This is a genomic window from Verrucosispora sioxanthis (genome assembly GCF_010560025.1).
Lineage (GTDB): Bacteria > Actinomycetota > Actinomycetes > Mycobacteriales > Micromonosporaceae > Micromonospora > Micromonospora palythoicola.
On sequence record NZ_SAIY01000009.1, the window covers coordinates 1 to 15,173 of the forward strand.

General features: G+C 73.0%; 6 protein-coding genes and 5 pseudogenes. 2 read left to right on the forward strand and 9 right to left on the reverse strand.

Features of this window, described 5'->3' with window-relative positions; genetic code table 11:
* From ENC19_RS22795 to gltB, 3 genes and pseudogenes are all read right to left on the reverse strand, one after another.
* A partial coding sequence (locus ENC19_RS22795; RefSeq protein ID WP_164449151.1) for an SGNH/GDSL hydrolase family protein occupies positions 1-754 on the reverse strand: 754 nt, incomplete at its 3' end.
* A gap of 176 nt (positions 755-930) precedes the next feature.
* Positions 931-2,432: pseudogene (locus tag ENC19_RS22800) on the reverse strand (glutamate synthase subunit beta).
* Positions 2,425-7,145 (reverse strand): annotated as a pseudogene (gene gltB, locus ENC19_RS22805) (glutamate synthase large subunit). Before gltB ends, ENC19_RS22800 begins: the two co-directional pseudogenes overlap by 8 nt.
* Before the next feature lie 147 nt (positions 7,146-7,292).
* On the opposite strand from gltB, the pseudogene ENC19_RS22810 reads away from it, so the two are divergent.
* Positions 7,293-8,131 (forward strand): annotated as a pseudogene (locus ENC19_RS22810) (GNAT family N-acetyltransferase).
* Positions 8,132-8,241: 110 nt separating this feature from the next.
* Here the strand turns inward: ENC19_RS22810 and ENC19_RS22815 are convergent.
* The 5 genes and pseudogenes from ENC19_RS22815 to trpC form a co-directional block, all read right to left on the reverse strand.
* Positions 8,242-9,423 (reverse strand): annotated as a pseudogene (locus ENC19_RS22815) (FAD-dependent oxidoreductase).
* 67 nt (positions 9,424-9,490) lie between these two features.
* Positions 9,491-10,693 (reverse strand): annotated as a pseudogene (gene lgt / locus ENC19_RS22820) (prolipoprotein diacylglyceryl transferase); the annotation flags it as partial.
* A gap of 168 nt (positions 10,694-10,861) precedes the next feature.
* Positions 10,862-11,677: a tryptophan synthase subunit alpha gene (gene trpA, locus ENC19_RS22825; protein WP_164449152.1), complete on the reverse strand. Its 816-nt coding sequence runs from the start codon at positions 11,675-11,677 to the stop codon at positions 10,862-10,864.
* Between the two features lie 4 nt (positions 11,678-11,681).
* Positions 11,682-12,920, reverse strand: a complete 1,239-nt coding sequence (gene trpB, locus ENC19_RS22830; RefSeq protein WP_164449153.1) for a tryptophan synthase subunit beta — start codon at positions 12,918-12,920, stop codon at positions 11,682-11,684.
* A 39-nt stretch (positions 12,921-12,959) separates the two neighbouring features.
* Positions 12,960-13,763, reverse strand: coding sequence for an indole-3-glycerol phosphate synthase TrpC (gene trpC, locus ENC19_RS22835; RefSeq protein ID WP_210830529.1), 804 nt, complete (start codon positions 13,761-13,763; stop codon positions 12,960-12,962).
* Positions 13,764-14,204: 441 nt separating this feature from the next.
* Here trpC and ENC19_RS22840 point away from each other — a divergent pair, with 441 nt between their 5' ends.
* Positions 14,205-14,462 carry a hypothetical protein gene (locus tag ENC19_RS22840; protein WP_164449155.1) on the forward strand — a complete coding sequence of 86 codons (258 nt, stop codon included), beginning with the start codon at positions 14,205-14,207 and terminating at the stop codon, positions 14,460-14,462.
* Positions 14,463-14,524: 62 nt separating this feature from the next.
* Here ENC19_RS22840 and ENC19_RS22845 read toward each other — a convergent pair whose 3' ends face one another.
* Entirely contained in the window at positions 14,525-15,100 is a 576-nt protein-coding gene (locus ENC19_RS22845) for a Trp biosynthesis-associated membrane protein (protein ID WP_164449156.1), read from the reverse strand.
* Positions 15,101-15,173: the final 73 nt, after the last annotated feature.

The window sequence follows — 15,173 nt, forward strand, 5'->3', positions numbered from 1 at the left end:
CGTCGGCGTTCGGGTGGTACGCCTCGATGACCCCGGTGACGTCCCGGATCCACGGCTGGGCGCCGCAGACGCCGTGGCCGGCGAAGGTGGGTCGGGTGTCGGCGAAGGTGGCGCCGGCCGCGGCGGCCCGGTCGGCGGTCACGGTGGCGAGGACGTCGGCGGCCTCGTTGAGGATGGTGCGCTTGTAGGTGCTCATGGCCAGCAGTCCGCAGTAGCGGGTCTCGAACAGCCGGGGATAGCCGAGCACGATCAGTCGGGCGTTGGGGGCCCGTTCCCGGATGGCGGCGTAGGTGCTGTCCAGCCGGGCCGGCAGGGTGCCGGTGGCGAACGCCTTCGCGGCGTTCACCGCGTTGGTGCAGGTGGAGGTGCTGCCGAATCGGCAGTCGGTCATCACGTCGGCGAAGCCGGCGTCGTTGCCGCCGATGGTGATGGTGACCATGGTGGTGGTGGCGGACAGCGCGCCCAGTTGGTCGTCGAGCACGTCGGCGGTCTTCGCTCCGCCGCAGGCGGGGAAGCGGAAGCTGGCCACGTTGTTGGCGGCGGCCCACAGCGGGGCGTACGACTTCTGGCTGCGCAGGCAGGTGGACAGGTCGTACGGTCCGGCGCCGACGCCGGAGGAGTACGAGTCGCCGAGGGCGACGTAGTGGATCGGGGCGGCGGCCTGGGCGACGCCGGGGACGGCCAGCGCGCCGACGGCGGCGGTGAGGAGGGCGACCAGCGCGGTCAGGGCACGGGCCAACGGACGGTGGGGCATGACGGACCTCCACGGGGGTGGTGGTGGAGCCCGAGAACCGCGCGCGTGGCCAAGGGTTGTTACTGGTCGGTAATGCTATCGAAACATCTGGATAAAGTGAATAGCCGTTAAGGAGAGGCCGCGTCCGCGCGGTCGTTCCGCGTGGACGCGGCCTCGTCCAGGCCGTCGGGTGGCGGTCAGTGCGCCGCCAGGGGTCGGCTGGCCGGGTGGACCGGGGCCGGCAGGACGCCGACGCCGTCGAGGTAGGTGTGGATCGCCGCCGCGGCGGCCCGCCCCTCGGCGATCGCCCAGACGATGAGCGACGCTCCCCGGTGCATGTCACCGGCGACGAAGACGCCGTCGGCCTCGGTCTGCCAGTCCGAACGGGAGTCGACCGCGCCCCGCGCGTTACGGGCCACCCCGAGCTGCGCCAGCAACGGCTGTTCCTCGGTGCCCTCGAAGCCGATCGCCAGCAGCACCAGGTCGGCGGGGAGTTCCCGCTCGGTGCCCGGCACCACCGTGACGATCCGCCGGCCGTCGCGCTTCTCCACGCTCACCTCGGCGATCCGCACCGCCCGCACCGCTCCGGTGCCGTCGTCGACGAACTCCTGCACCGCCACCGCGTAGACCCGCTCGCCGCCCTCCTCGTGGGCCGGGTACTCGCGCAGGATCCACGGCCACGTCGGCCACGGGTCGCGACCCTCGTCCCGGGCGCGCGGCGGCTGCGGGTACAGGTCGAGCTGGTGCACGCCGGCCGCGCCCTGCCGGTGCGCCACGCCCAGGCAGTCCGCCGCGGTGTCGCCACCGCCGATGATGACCACGTGCTTGCCGGCCGCGTCGATCGGCGTACCGTCCGCCAGGGTGGCCAGCGCGGGCCGGCCCTCACCGGCCGCCGCGACCACCCGGTTGGCCGCCACCAGGTGCGCCATCGCCTGCGTACGCCGCGCAGCTGCCGGCCCGGTGTGTCGGTGTCCCGGCCCTGCAACGCGCCGCAGGCCAGCAGCACCGCGTCGTGCTGGGCACGCAGCTGCTCGGCGGTGACGTCGACGCCGACGTTCACCCCGGCCCGGAACTCGACCCCCTCGGCGCGTAGCTGCGCCAGTCGGGCGTCGATGTGCCGCTTCTCCAGCTTGAAGTCGGGGATGCCGTACCGCAGCAGGCCACCGATCGCGTCGTCGCGCTCGTACACGGTCACGGCGTGACCCGCGCGGGCCAGTTGCTGGGCGGCGGCGAGCCCGGCCGGCCCGGAGCCGACCACGGCGACCGACCGGCCGGAGGGTGCCGGCGCCGGCCGCGGGGGCAGTCCCCGGGCCGCGGCCGCGTCGGCGATCTCCACCTCGACCTGCTTGATGGTGACCGGCTCGCCACCGGCGATGCCGAGCACACACGCGGCCTCGCAGGGCGCCGGGCAGAGTCGACCGGTGAACTCGGGAAAGTTGTTCGTGGCGTGCAGCGACTCCACGGCGGCGTCCCAGTTACCGGTGCGGACCAGGTCGTTCCAGTCCGGGATGCGGTTGCCCAACGGGCAGCCGTCGTGACAGAACGGGATGCCGCAGTCCATGCAGCGGGTGGCCTGCTCGCGGATCAGTCCCTCACCGGCCGGCGGGTAGACCTCCCGCCAGTCGCTGATGCGCACCGGCACCGGCCGGCGGGCCGGCAACCGCCGGCCGTAGCGCAGGAAACCGTTCGGGTCAGGCACGAGCCACCTCCTGGGCGACCGCCCGCGGGGCGGGGCTACCGGCGCGGAGGAGGCGGCGGCCGGCGGCGCCGGTGCCGCCAGTGCGCTCATCACCGCGTCGTCGACGTCCTGGCCGGCGGCTTCGGCGGCCCGCATGATCTCCATCACCCGGCGGTAGTCCCGGGGAACCACGGCGGTGAACTCCTCCACCGCCTCCGGCCAACGCTTGAGCAGCTGTTCGGCGATCGCCGAGTCGGTCTCGGCGAAGTGCCGCTGCACCAGCTCGTGCAGGTGGGTCCGTTCCGCCTCGCTCGGCGCGGACAGGTCGACCAGCTCGGTGTTGACCCGGCGGCGGTCGAGGTTCCAGACGAACGCCGTACCGCCGGACATGCCGGCGGCGAAGTTACGGCCGGTCGGACCGAGCACCACCACGGTGCCACCGGTCATGTACTCGCAGCCGTGGTCGCCGACACCCTCGACGACGGTCACCGCGCCCGAGTTGCGGACCGCGAACCGCTCCCCCACCCGGCCCCGCAGGAACACCTCACCGGCGGTGGCGCCGTACAGGATGGTGTTGCCGGCGATGATCTGGTCCTCGGCCCGGTCGCCCGCCTCGGCGTCGGCGGCCACGAACGGTGCCGCCGCGTCCGGCCGGACGACCAGCCGGCCCCCGGAGAGTCCCTTGCCGACGTAGTCGTTGGCGTCGCCGTGCAGGCGCAGGGTCACCCCGCGCGGCAGGAACGCGCCGAAGGACTGCCCGGCGGTGCCGCGCAGGGTGAACTCGATGGTGTCGGCGGGCAGGCCGGCACCACCGTGGCGGCGGGTGACCTCACCGCCGAGCATCGCGCCGACGCTGCGGTGCTCGTTGCGGATCGCCACCTCGGCGCGCACCAACGGCACCGACTCGTCGGGACCGACGGCGCGCAGCGCCGGCTCGGCGAGGGCGATCAGCTCGTTGTCCAGCGCCAGCTCGAGGCCGTGGTCCTGGGCGCGTACGCCGCGTCGGGCCGCGCCCTCGGGCAGCTCCGGCAGGTGCAGCACCCGACCGAGGTCGAGCCCACCGGCCTTCCAGTGCTCCACCGCCGGCACCACGTCGAGCAGCTCGGTACGCCCGATCGCCTCGTCGATGCTGCGCAGCCCCAGCTCGGCCAGGTAGCCGCGGATCTCCTCGGCGAGGAACAGGAAGAAGTTCTCCACGAACTCGGGCTTGCCGGTGTAGCGCTCGCGCAACACCGGGTTCTGGGTGGCGATGCCGACCGGGCAGGTGTCCAGGTGGCAGACGCGCATCATGATGCAGCCGGAGACGATCAGCGGGGCGGTGGCGAAGCCGAATTCCTCGGCGCCGAGCAGCGCCGCGACGATCACGTCCCGGCCGGTCTTGAGCTGCCCGTCGACCTGCACGGTGACCCGGTCCCGCAGCTTGTTCAGCAGCAACGTCTGCTGCGCCTCGGCCAGGCCCAGCTCCCAGGGGGTGCCGGCGTGCTTGAGCGAGTTCAGCGGAGACGCGCCGGTGCCGCCGTCGTGGCCGGAGATCAGGATGACGTCGGCCTTGAGCTTGGCCACCCCGGCGGCGACGGTGCCGACACCGACCTCGCTGACCAGCTTGACGTGTACCCGGGCGGCCGGGTTGACGCACTTGAGGTCGTGCACCAGCTGGGCGAGGTCCTCGATGGAGTAGATGTCGTGGTGCGGCGGCGGCGAGATCAGGCCGACGCCGGGGGTGGCGTGCCGGGTACGGGCGATCCACGGCCAGACCTTGTTGCCGGGCAGCTGTCCACCCTCGCCGGGCTTGGCCCCCTGCGCCATCTTGATCTGGAGGTCGTCGGCGTTGACCAGATATTCGCTGGTGACACCGAACCGGCCGCTGGCGATCTGCTTCACGGCGGAGCGGCGGGCCGGGTCGTGCAGTCGCTCGACGTCCTCCCCGCCCTCGCCGGTGTTGGACTTGCCGCCGAGCCGGTTCATCGCGACGGCGAGGGTCTCGTGCGACTCGGCCGAGATCGACCCGTACGACATGGCGCCGGTGGCGAACCGCTTGACGATCTCGCTGGCCGGCTCCACCTCCTCGATCGGCACCGGCGGCAGCACCCCGTCGCGCAGCCGGAACAGCCCACGCAACGAACCCGCCCGCGCGGCCAGCTCGTCGACCTTGGCGGTGTACTGGCGGAAGACGTCGTACTGCCGGCTGCGGGTGGCGTGCTGGAGCAGGAAGACCGTCTCCGGGTTGAACAGGTGCAGTTCACCCTCGCGGCGCCACTGGTACTCGCCGCCCACCGGCAGCAGGTCGACCGACTCGGCGCCGGGCGCCGGCCAGGCCAGCGCGTGCCGGGCGGCCACCTCGGTGTGGATGCCGTCGAGGCCGACGCCGCTGATCGTGCTCGGCGTACCCCGGAAATACCGCTCGACCAGTCGGGTGTCCAACCCGACCGCCTCGAAGACCTGCGCCCCGCAGTACGACGACACGGTCGAGATGCCCATCTTGGACATGATCTTCAGGACGCCCTTGCCGAGCGCCTTGACGTAGTTGCGGATCGCGGCCCGCGGCTCGACCCCGGCCAGCGCGCCCGTGGAGATCATGTCCTCCACCGACTCGAAGGCCAGGTACGGGTTGACCGCCGCCGCCCCGTAGCCGATCAGCACCGCCGCGTGGTGCACCTCGCGGCAGTCGCCCGACTCGACGATCAGCGCGACCTGGGTCCGGGTCTGCTCCCGCACCAGGTGCTGGTGCACCGCCGCGGTGAGCAGCAGCGACGGGATCGGGGCCAGGTCGGCGTTGGAGTCCCGGTCGGAGAGCACCAGGATCCGTACGCCGTCCTCGATCGCCTCGGAGACGTGCCGGCAGATCTCGGTCAGCCGGGCTCGGATCCCGGCGCCACCGTCGCGGATGCGGTAGAGCCCGGAGACCCGTACCGCCTTGAAGCCGGGCAGGTCACCGTCCTCGTCGATGCAGAGGATCTTCGCCAGCTCGTCGTTGTCGATCACCGGGTAGGGCAGCACGATCTGCCGGCAGCTCGCCGGGCCGGGATCGAGCAGGTTGCCCTCCGGGCCGATGGTGGTGGCCAGGCTGGTCACCAGTTCCTCCCGGATGGCGTCCAGCGGAGGGTTGGTCACCTGGGCGAACAACTGGTGGAAGTAGTCGTAGAGCAGCCGTGGCCGGGTGGACAGCGGGGAGATCGGGGTGTCGGTGCCCATCGAGCCGATCGGTTCCGCGCCGGTCCGCGCCATCGGCGCGAGCAGGATCTTCAGCTCCTCCTCGGTGTAGCCGAAGGTCTGCTGGCGGCGGCGGACCGAGTCGTGGGTGTAGACGACGTGCTCCCGCGCCGGCAGGTCGTCCAGCTCGATCAGCCCGGCGTGCAGCCAGTCGGCGTACGGCTCGGCGGCGGCCAGCTCGGTCTTGATCTCGTCGTCGTGCACGATCCGGCCGGCGACGGTGTCGACCAGGAACATCCTGCCCGGCTGGAGCCGACCCTTGGCCACCACGGTGGCCGGGTCGAGGTCGAGGACGCCCGCCTCGCTGCCCAGCACCACCAGGCCGTCGGACGTCTGCCACCAGCGGCCCGGACGCAGACCGTTGCGGTCGAGCACCGCGCCGACGATCTCGCCGTCGGTGAAGGCGACCGAGGCCGGCCCGTCCCACGGCTCCATCAGGCTGGCGTGGAACCGGTAGAAGGCGCGCTTGTCGGCGCGCATGTCCGGATCGTTCTCCCACGCCTCCGGGATCATCATCAGCACCGCGTGCGGCAGGCTGCGCCCGGCCAGGTGCAGCAGTTCGAGGACCTCGTCGAAGTTTGCCGAGTCGGAGGCGGCCGGGGTGCAGACCGGGAAGACCCGCCGGATGTTGCCCGGCAGGTCGGGCGTACGCAGCAACGCCTCGCGGGCCTGCATCCAGTTCCGGTTGCCCCGGATGGTGTTGATCTCACCGTTGTGCGCGATGAAACGGTACGGGTGCGCCAGCGGCCAGGACGGGAAGGTGTTCGTGGAGAACCGGGAGTGCACCAGGGCGATGGCGCTGGCCACCCGCTCGTCGGTGAGGTCCGGATAGAACGCGGGCAGCTGGTCCGGGGTGAGCATCCCCTTGTAGACCATCGTCCGGCCGGACAGCGACGGGAAGTACGCCGGCACCCCCCGCTCGGCCGACTCGCGTTCGGCCTGCTTGCGGACGCAGAAGGCGACCCGCTCCAGCTCGAGGCCGCGCAACGCCGCACCAGCCGGACCGGCGGGGGTGTCGGTGAGCCGCTTCGCGGCGAGGAAGACCTGTCGGACGCGGGGCATCGCCGCCAGCGCCGTCTCACCGAGGTCGCTCGGGTCGACCGGCACGTCCCGCCAGCCGAGCACCTCCGCGCCCTCGACCAGGGCGTACTTCTCGACCACCTGCCGGGCACGGGCCTCGGCGGCGTCGTCGTCGGTCAGGAAGACCAGACCGGTGGCGTACTCGCCGGCCGGGGGCAGCGGAAACTCGACCACCGCACGCAGGAACGCGTCCGGCACCTGGATCATGATGCCGGCACCGTCACCGGTGTTCGGTTCGGCGCCCCGGGCGCCACGGTGGTCCAGCCGGCACAGCGCGCCGAGGCCGTTGGCGACCACCGTGTGCGAGCGTCGGCCGTGCAGATCCGCCACGAACGCCACGCCGCACGCGTCATGCTCGTACGCGGGGTCGTGCAGGCCGGCAGGGGACGCTACCTGGCCCTCTCGCGGCGCCGGCTGGGGGCGGTGTGGGTACGCAAGGGCCACCGGGCCTCCTGTCGTCGCTCAGGCTGGATCATGGTCGGGACGACGTCGGCCCTGTATCGGACTATTGAGTCTACGTTAGGGCCCGGCACGCAAGGCCAGTGCAGATTGATCACACCGTCCAGACTCTGGGACATGTAGTCTCGCGCCGTGGATTCCGAGCGTACCGACCTCCTCGACCGGTTGGAACGGTTCTACGACGCGGTGCCCCGGGACGCGGCCCGTGTGGAAGATCACGGCAGTCTGGTGCTGTTCGTCCGGGAAGGCCCGGGATGGCCGTTCTACGCCCGGCCGCGGCCGGACGGCACCGGGTCGCCGACCCTCGCCGACGTGGCCGCGGTGCGGGCACGCCAGCGCGAACTCGGCCTGCCCGAGGCCCTGGAGTGGGTGCACGACCTCAACCCGGAGTTGCTCGCGGTGGCCCGCTCGGCCGGCCTGGGCGTCCTCGAAGCGCCGCTGATGGTGCTCGACCCGGCAACCCTGCCGGATCCGGCGGGGCTGGGCGAGCCGGTGCGGTTGCTCGACCCGGCGGATGCGGACTTCGAGTCGGCGGTGGCCGCCCGACGCCGTGGCGGCCGTCGGTTCGCCGCTCCCGGCACCGCCAGGGCGAGGCCGGCCCGGCCGAGCGCGACGCCGCCATGATCGGGCTGGACGCGGCGGCGGTCGACGAGGAACGCTCCCGCGTCGCCGACGGCAGCCGGCTGTCCGCGTTGGCCGGCACCGCGACGGAGGGCCCGCTGGCCAGCGGGATGGCCATGCGGGTCGGCGACGTCGCCGAGATCGCCGGCGTGGCCACCCTGCCCAGCGCCCGCCGGCGAGGGCTCGGCGCGGCGGTCACCGCCACCCTGGCCCGCGCCCTGCTGGACTCCGGCACCGACCTGGTGTTCCTCTCCGCCGGCAGCGAGGAGATCGCCCGCGTCTACGTGCGGGTCGGCTTCCGCCGCATCGGCACCGCCTGCATCGCCTCCCCCACCCCCCTACACCCCTGACACCCCACCCCACCACCGTCCAACCGGTTGATCAAGAAGTTCTGGTCGGGATCCGCGCTCCCGGTGACGAAAACTTCTTGATCAACACGGGTAGGTGGGGGTGGGTGAGGTCAGGTGGGTGGGGGGCGCCATTGGGCGGCGATGGTGGCGGCGGTGCCGAGTAGGCGGGGAGTGATGGTGCCCAGGGCGGCGTCGCGGGCGCGTAGGGCCAGCCGGCCCCGGGTGCGCAGCACGGCGGACATCCGGCGGGTCTGCCGGACCACGGCCGCCGCGCGGGGCCGCCGGGCCCGGTCTACGCCATCACCGCGTCGGGCAGGGTCGACTCGCGTAGCAGCGCGGCGAGCGTCGCGGCGTCCTCAAAGGCCAGGCAGGCACCCTGCCCGAGGTGCGGCGGCATGGCGTGCGCGGCATCGCCGAGCAGCACCACCCCGCCCGGGCCGGCCGGGAAGCCGAACGCCCGGGGCAGCGGACGCAGCTCCCGGATCTCCCGCTGCACCAGGTCGGCCGGGTCGGTCGCGGCCAGCAGTTCGTCGACCGGCGCAGGCCAACCGGCGTACCAGCGGCGCAGCAGCGCCAACTGCGTCTCGGGCGGTTCGGGTCGGGCGGCACCCGCCGCGGTGGCCATCCAGTAGATGCCGCCACGGCTGGAGGCGCCGGAGGAGCCGCGCTCGCCCAGCGAGGCGGAGACGAAACGGTAACCGGCACCGAGGATCTCACCGCCCACCGCGTCGGCCAGGCTCGGCGCGCGGTACCAAGGGATCACCGCCCGCCAGGCGGCGCAGCCGGAGCTGACCACCCCCGAGCCGGGGGCGAGCTGGCGACGGATCACGCTGTCCGTGCCGTCGGCGGCGATGACCAGGTCCGCTTCGTACGTGTGCCGGCCGTCGCCGACGGCGGGCCGCTCACCGGCGGCGGCGCGCACCGTCCGCACCGCCACCCCGGTACGCAGCTCGACCCGCTCGCCGAGGCCCGCGATCAGCGCGTCTGCAGGTCCTCCCGGTGCACCACCACCGGCAGGCGTTCGGCCGGCGTCGGTCGTGGTTGCACCAGCCAGTGCCCGTCCGGGCGGCGTACCCCGCCGTCGGACAGGACGGTGGCGATGGCGTCCAGGCCGGCACCGAGCCCGAGGGTGCGCAGCGCCCGGACCCCGTTGGGCCAGAGCACCACGGCGGCCGGCTCCGGGCGGATCCGGTCAGCCCGCTCCAGGAGCGTGACCTGCCAGCCCGAGCGGGCGAGCGCACCGGAGACCGCCAGGCCCCCAGCCCGCCGCCGACCACCACCGCGGTCCGCATGGCGTCCCCCTGACCTCAGCTGTCGCGCTCGGCGGGCCGCGCGGCGGATTCGCCGCCGTGCCCTCGGCCGGTGCGCCCGACGCCGACGCGGCGTGCCGTCGTCGGCCGACCCGTCACGCCCACCGGCCGACCCGTCGCCCGCACCAGCCGGCTCGGCGGACCCGCCAGCCGACCCTTCGGGCTGCTCAGCCAACGGCCGGGGTGCCGTGGTCGCCTCGTCGTCCAACCGGCCCGGATCGGGCTGAGCGCCCGCGTCGGGTGGCGCCTCGCCGGTCCGGCGCCAGTGCGTGAACTGCTCCTCGTCGACCACGCGGTAACCCTCGGGTGCGGCCGGCTCGGTGGTGGCACCCTTGGCCGACAGGTCCACCTGCGAGACGTCGGAGGTGGCCGGCCCGGTGGTGGCGACACTCGGCAGACCCACCGGGATCAGGTACTCCCGTGGCCCGCGCACCCGCAGGAAGTAGACGAGGGCGCCGAGGAAGACCAGCGCCGCGGTCCAGACGTTGATCCGTACGCCGAGGATCGTGTTGGCCTCGTCGGTACGCATCATCTCGATCCAGAACCGGCCGGCGGTGTAGCCCATCACGTAGAGGGCGAAGGCGCGACCACGGCCGAGCCGCAGCTTACGGTCGACGAGATAGACCATCGCGGCGACGCCGACGTTCCACAGCAGCTCGTAGGCGAAGGTCGGGTGGTAGAGCCCCTCCTCCAGGATCGGCTGGCCGGCCTCGTCGCGCAGTGCCTGCCCGCCGTCCATCCGGTGGATCTCCAGCCCCCAGGGCAGGTCGGTCCGCCCGCCGTAGAGCTCGTTGTTGAACCAGTTGCCCAGCCGGCCGATCGCCTGGGCCAGCGGCAACCCCGGTGCCAGCGCGTCGGCGACCGCGGTCAGCGGGATGCCCAGTTGCCGGGCGGCGATCCAGGCGCCGACCGCGCCACCGGCGACCGCACCCCAGATGCCCAGGCCGCCCTCGTGGATGTAGAGCACCCTGATCGGGTCCCCGCCGGTGCCGAAGTACTGCGCGGGTGAGGTGATCACGTGGTAGATCCGGGCGCCGATGATGCCCGCCGGCACCGCCCAGACGGCGATGTCGAGCACCGCGCCCGGGGCCGCGCCGCGCTGGCGCAGCCGCCGCTCGGTGACCCAGCAGGCCACCACGATGCCGGCGATGATGCACAGCGCGTACGCCCGGATGGGAATCGGGCCGAGCTGCCACACGGCGTTGCTCGGACTCGGGATGGCGGCCAGGGACGTCGGCGAGGCGAGACTCACGGGTGCACACGCTACCGCTGCGCACCCCCGTACCGTCACCCCGGTCTCCCGCGCCCCCACCCACCCCCACCCTCGCGATCTTGCACTTCCTGTCGCCGCAAAGATGACATTCCGTACATAACAGCGACAGAGAGTGCGAGATCGACGACGAGGGGTGGCGGCGAGGGCTCAGCGGATGGGGTGGTGGACGCCTTCGGACAGTTCGGCGCTCAGGGTGCGCAGGGCGGTCAGCGCGGCCGCCTCGTCGGGGGCGTCTAGCAGGCAGCGGATGAGCGCGCTGCCGACGATCACCGCGTCGGCGTACCCGGCGACGGTGGCGGCCTGCGCTCCGGTGCCCACGCCCAGGCCGACGCCGACCGGCAGGTCGGTGACCTCCCGCACCCGGGACACCAGCACCGGCGCCGCCTGCGAGGTCTGCGACCGGGCACCGGTGACGCCCATGATCGCGGTGGCGTAGACGAAGCCCCGACAGTGCGCCGCGGTCATCGCCAGCCGCTCGTCGGTCGACGACGGCGCGACCAGGAACGTACGGTCCAGCCCGTGCGCGTCCGAGGCGGCCAGCCACTCGCCGGCCTCCTCCGGAATCAGGTCTGGCGTGATCAGCCCGGTGCCGCCGGCCGCGGCGAGGTCCCGGGCGAACGCGTCCACCCCGTACCGTTCGATCGGGTTCCAGTACGTCATGGTCACCACCGGGGCGCCGGTGGCGGCCACCGCCTCGACGATGCGCAGGGTGTCCCGGGTGCGTACCCCGCCGGCCAGGGCGATGTCGCTGGCACGCTGGATCACCGGGCCGTCCATCACCGGGTCGGAGTACGGGATCTCCACCTCGATCACGTCGACGCCCGCGGCGACCATCGCCTTCATCGCGGCGATGCTGCCCTCGACGGTGGGAAATCCGGCCGGCATGCAGCCGACCAGCAGGGCCCGGCCGTCCGCCCGGGCCTTGTCGAACGCCACCCCGATCCGGCTGGTCCGCTCGCTCATGGCCTCACTCCTTGTCGAGGATGCCGAAGTACTCACCGGCGGTGTGCACGTCCTTGTCGCCCCGGCCGGAGAGGTTGACCACGATGGTGGGCTGCCGACCCAGCTCAGCGGCGAGCTTCGGCGCGATGGCCAGGGTGCCGGCCAGGGCGTGCGCGCTCTCGATCGCGGGGATGATCCCCTCGGTCCGGCAGAGCAGCTCGAAGGCGGCCATCGCCTCGTCGTCGGTGACCGGCTGGTAGGTGGCCCGGCCGGTGTCGTGCAGCCAGGCGTGTTCCGGGCCCACGCCCGGGTAGTCCAGACCGGCGGAGATCGAGTGCGACTCCTGCGTCTGCCCGTCGGCGTCCTGGAGCACGAAGGTCCGGGTGCCGTGCAGCACGCCGGTCGAACCACCGGTGATGCTTGCCGCGTGCCGGCCGGTGTCCACCCCGGCGCCGCCGGCCTCGAAGCCGTACAGCCGCACCTGCGGGTCGTCGGTGAAGGCGTGGAAGATGCCGAGCGCGTTGGAGCCACCACCGACACAGGCGGTCACCGCGTCGGGTAGCGCACCGGTCAGGTCCAGGCACTGCGCCCGGGCCTCCTCGCCGATGCCCCGGACGAAGTCGCGGACCAGCGCCGGGAAGGGGTGCGGCCCGGCGGCGGTGCCGATCAGGTAGTGGGTCTCGTCGACGTTGGCGACCCAGTCCCGCATCGCCTCGTTCATCGCGTCCTTGAGGGTGCGCGAGCCGGTCGTCACCGGTACGACGGTGGCGCCGAGCATCCGCATCCGGGCCACGTTCAGCGCCTGCCGCTCGGTGTCGACCTGACCCATGTAGACCACGCATTCCAGGTCGAACAGGGCCGCGGCGGTGGCGGTGGCGACGCCGTGCTGGCCGGCACCGGTCTCGGCGATCACCCGCCGCTTGCCCATCCGCCGGGTCAACAGCGCCTGACCGAGCACGTTGCGCACCTTGTGCGCGCCGGTGTGGTTGAGGTCCTCCCGCTTGAGCAGCACCCGGGCGCCGGCCCGGGCGGAGAACCGGCGGGCCTCGTAGAGCAGCGAGGGCGTTCCGGCGTAGTCGCGCAACAATTCGGCGAACTCGGTCCGGAACGACTCGTCGGCCATCGCCGCCCGGTGCGCCGACGCCAGCTCGTCGAGTGCGGCGACAAGTGCCTCCGGCACGAACCGGCCGCCGAACGTGCCGAAATGGCCGGCGGCATCGGGGAACTGCGCCGGCACCTCGATGTCCGTGGCGTCAGCACTCATCGCGCGTCCTCTCGCTCGCAAAGGGTCGCCGGACGCGGCTCAGCGCGCCGGGCGGGGGGTCGCCGGGTGGTTGCCGGCGTTGACCAGTTCGGCCACCGCCTCCCGGGGACTCTTCTGGGTGACCAGCCCCTCACCGACGAGCACCGCGTCGGCGCCGGCCGAGGCGTACCGGATCAGGTCGTGCGGGCCGCGTACGCCCGACTCCGCGATCTTGACGACGTGGCTCGGCAGGCCGGGCGCGATCCGCTCGAACACCGACCGGTCGACCTGAAGGGTACGCAGGTCACGGGCGTTGACCCCGATGACCTGGGCGCCGGCCTCCATGGCCCGGTCGGCCTCCTCCTCGTCGTGCACCTCGACCAGTGCGGTCATGCCCAGCGACTCGATCCGCTCCAGCAGGCCGACCAGCACGTTCTGCTCGAGCGCGGCGACGATGAGCAGCACCAGGTCGGCGCCGTGTGCGCGGGCCTCGTGCACCTGGTAGCTGGAGACCACGAAGTCCTTGCGCAGCACCGGGATGTTCACCGCGGCCCGCACGGCGGCCAGGTCGTCGAGTGACCCACCGAACCAGCGCCCCTCGGTGAGCACACTGATCGCCCGGGCACCACCGGCCGCGTACTCGCCGGCCAGGTCCGCCGGGTCGGCGATCTCAGCCAGCTTGCCCTTGGACGGCGAGGCGCGCTTCACCTCGGCGATGACGGCGACGCCGGGCCTGCGCAGCGCCGCGTACGCGTCAAGCGGCGGTGGCGCGGCGGCGGCCAGTTCACGGATCCGCTCCAGCGGAACCTGTTCCTGCCGCCGGGCCACGTCCTCCCGGACGCCGGCCAGGATCTCGTCGAGCACGCTGACGGGCGCCGCCGGGCCGGCCTCGTTCCCCTCCGCGTGCGCATGTTCAGCAGTCACCAACGGACTCCCCTCTCCGGGTGTCATGGGCCGATGCTAGGGGGCCCCACCTGGACCCGACCGCCGGGGGTATGGCGCTCCTCACGAATCGGGCTGCGGCATAATGGCCGACTTGCGCGCACGGATCGTCACCATGAGTAACGACGTCATCGACGTTCGCCCATATGGGGGCCTTCCGGCGCTCGATCGGCGGCCAAGGATCCGGTCACGTCGATGCTGTGACCAAGCTCAAGGACCAAGGTCCCTGTGCCGGTCACGCCCCTTACCGCAGAGTTGACGGTGCGGTCATCACCACGAAACCCGGGCCGAGCAGCATCAGGCTCGGGCACACTCAATGACGCGCCTGCCCCACCGCCACGACGATCTCTCCCCGGGGTGATCATGAGTACCTCCGCGCCGCACCAGACCATCGGACTCACCACCATCTCGCGCACCGTCGCGTCGCTCGCCGTCGGTGTGGTCCACACGTTGGAGCGGGCAATGGTCGGGCCGGACCGGATGCGGACCGCGTCCGGCAACGCCTGGGAGGCCATCTGTGCCGACCGGGCCCGAGCCGACCAGCGGGCCGAACTGGACCGCCTCGTCGCGGAACTCACCGCGGCCCGCGCCCGCGCCCGCTCCCGCCAGCCGGTCGGCTGACCGCACCCGCACCTCTCGAGGCGCACAGTGCCACCCCGGCCGCCCAGCGACCCTCCGGCCGGTCAGCGGACCGTCGGATCCTCGCCGCGATCCAGGGCCTCCCACGCCTCGACGGTGCCCGCGCCACCGATCGGGCCGCTGGTGCCGGTCGGCCGAGGGGTCCGACGCTCGTAGCGGGCCCCCATCGCCGGCCAGCGGTGCCCACGCAGCATGGTCAACGAACCACCGACAGCGGCGAGGAGACCGCCGAGCAGGGTGAGCGCCGGCCACTGCCAGGTGACCGGATCACCCAGGTCACCGACGAGCCCGTAACCTCCACCGGCCGCGACGGCCAGACCGAGCAGGGTCAGCAGCCCGCCGAGCACCCGACGCGGCCGGCCCCGGGTGGCCAGCACCGCACCGCCACCGGCCAGCCCGACGAGGGCCAGCGCCGGCAGCCACGGCAGCAACTGCCCGCCGGTGCGCCCCTCCTCCACCAGCAGCATCGGCTCCGAGCGGCCGACCACGTCGACCACCCAGGTGCGGGTCGCCGCCCACAGCGCCAACCCCGCGCCGGCCAGGCAGAGCAGCACGGCGTACGCCAGTTCGCGCCGGCCGGGCCGCGCGCCGCCGGTCCCGGTCTCCTCCGTCGCGCTCACCGGGCTAGTCTTCCGCTCGCGACTGCGGGACTCCGCTGCGCTACGTTCCTCGCGCTCACCGAGCAGACCTTCC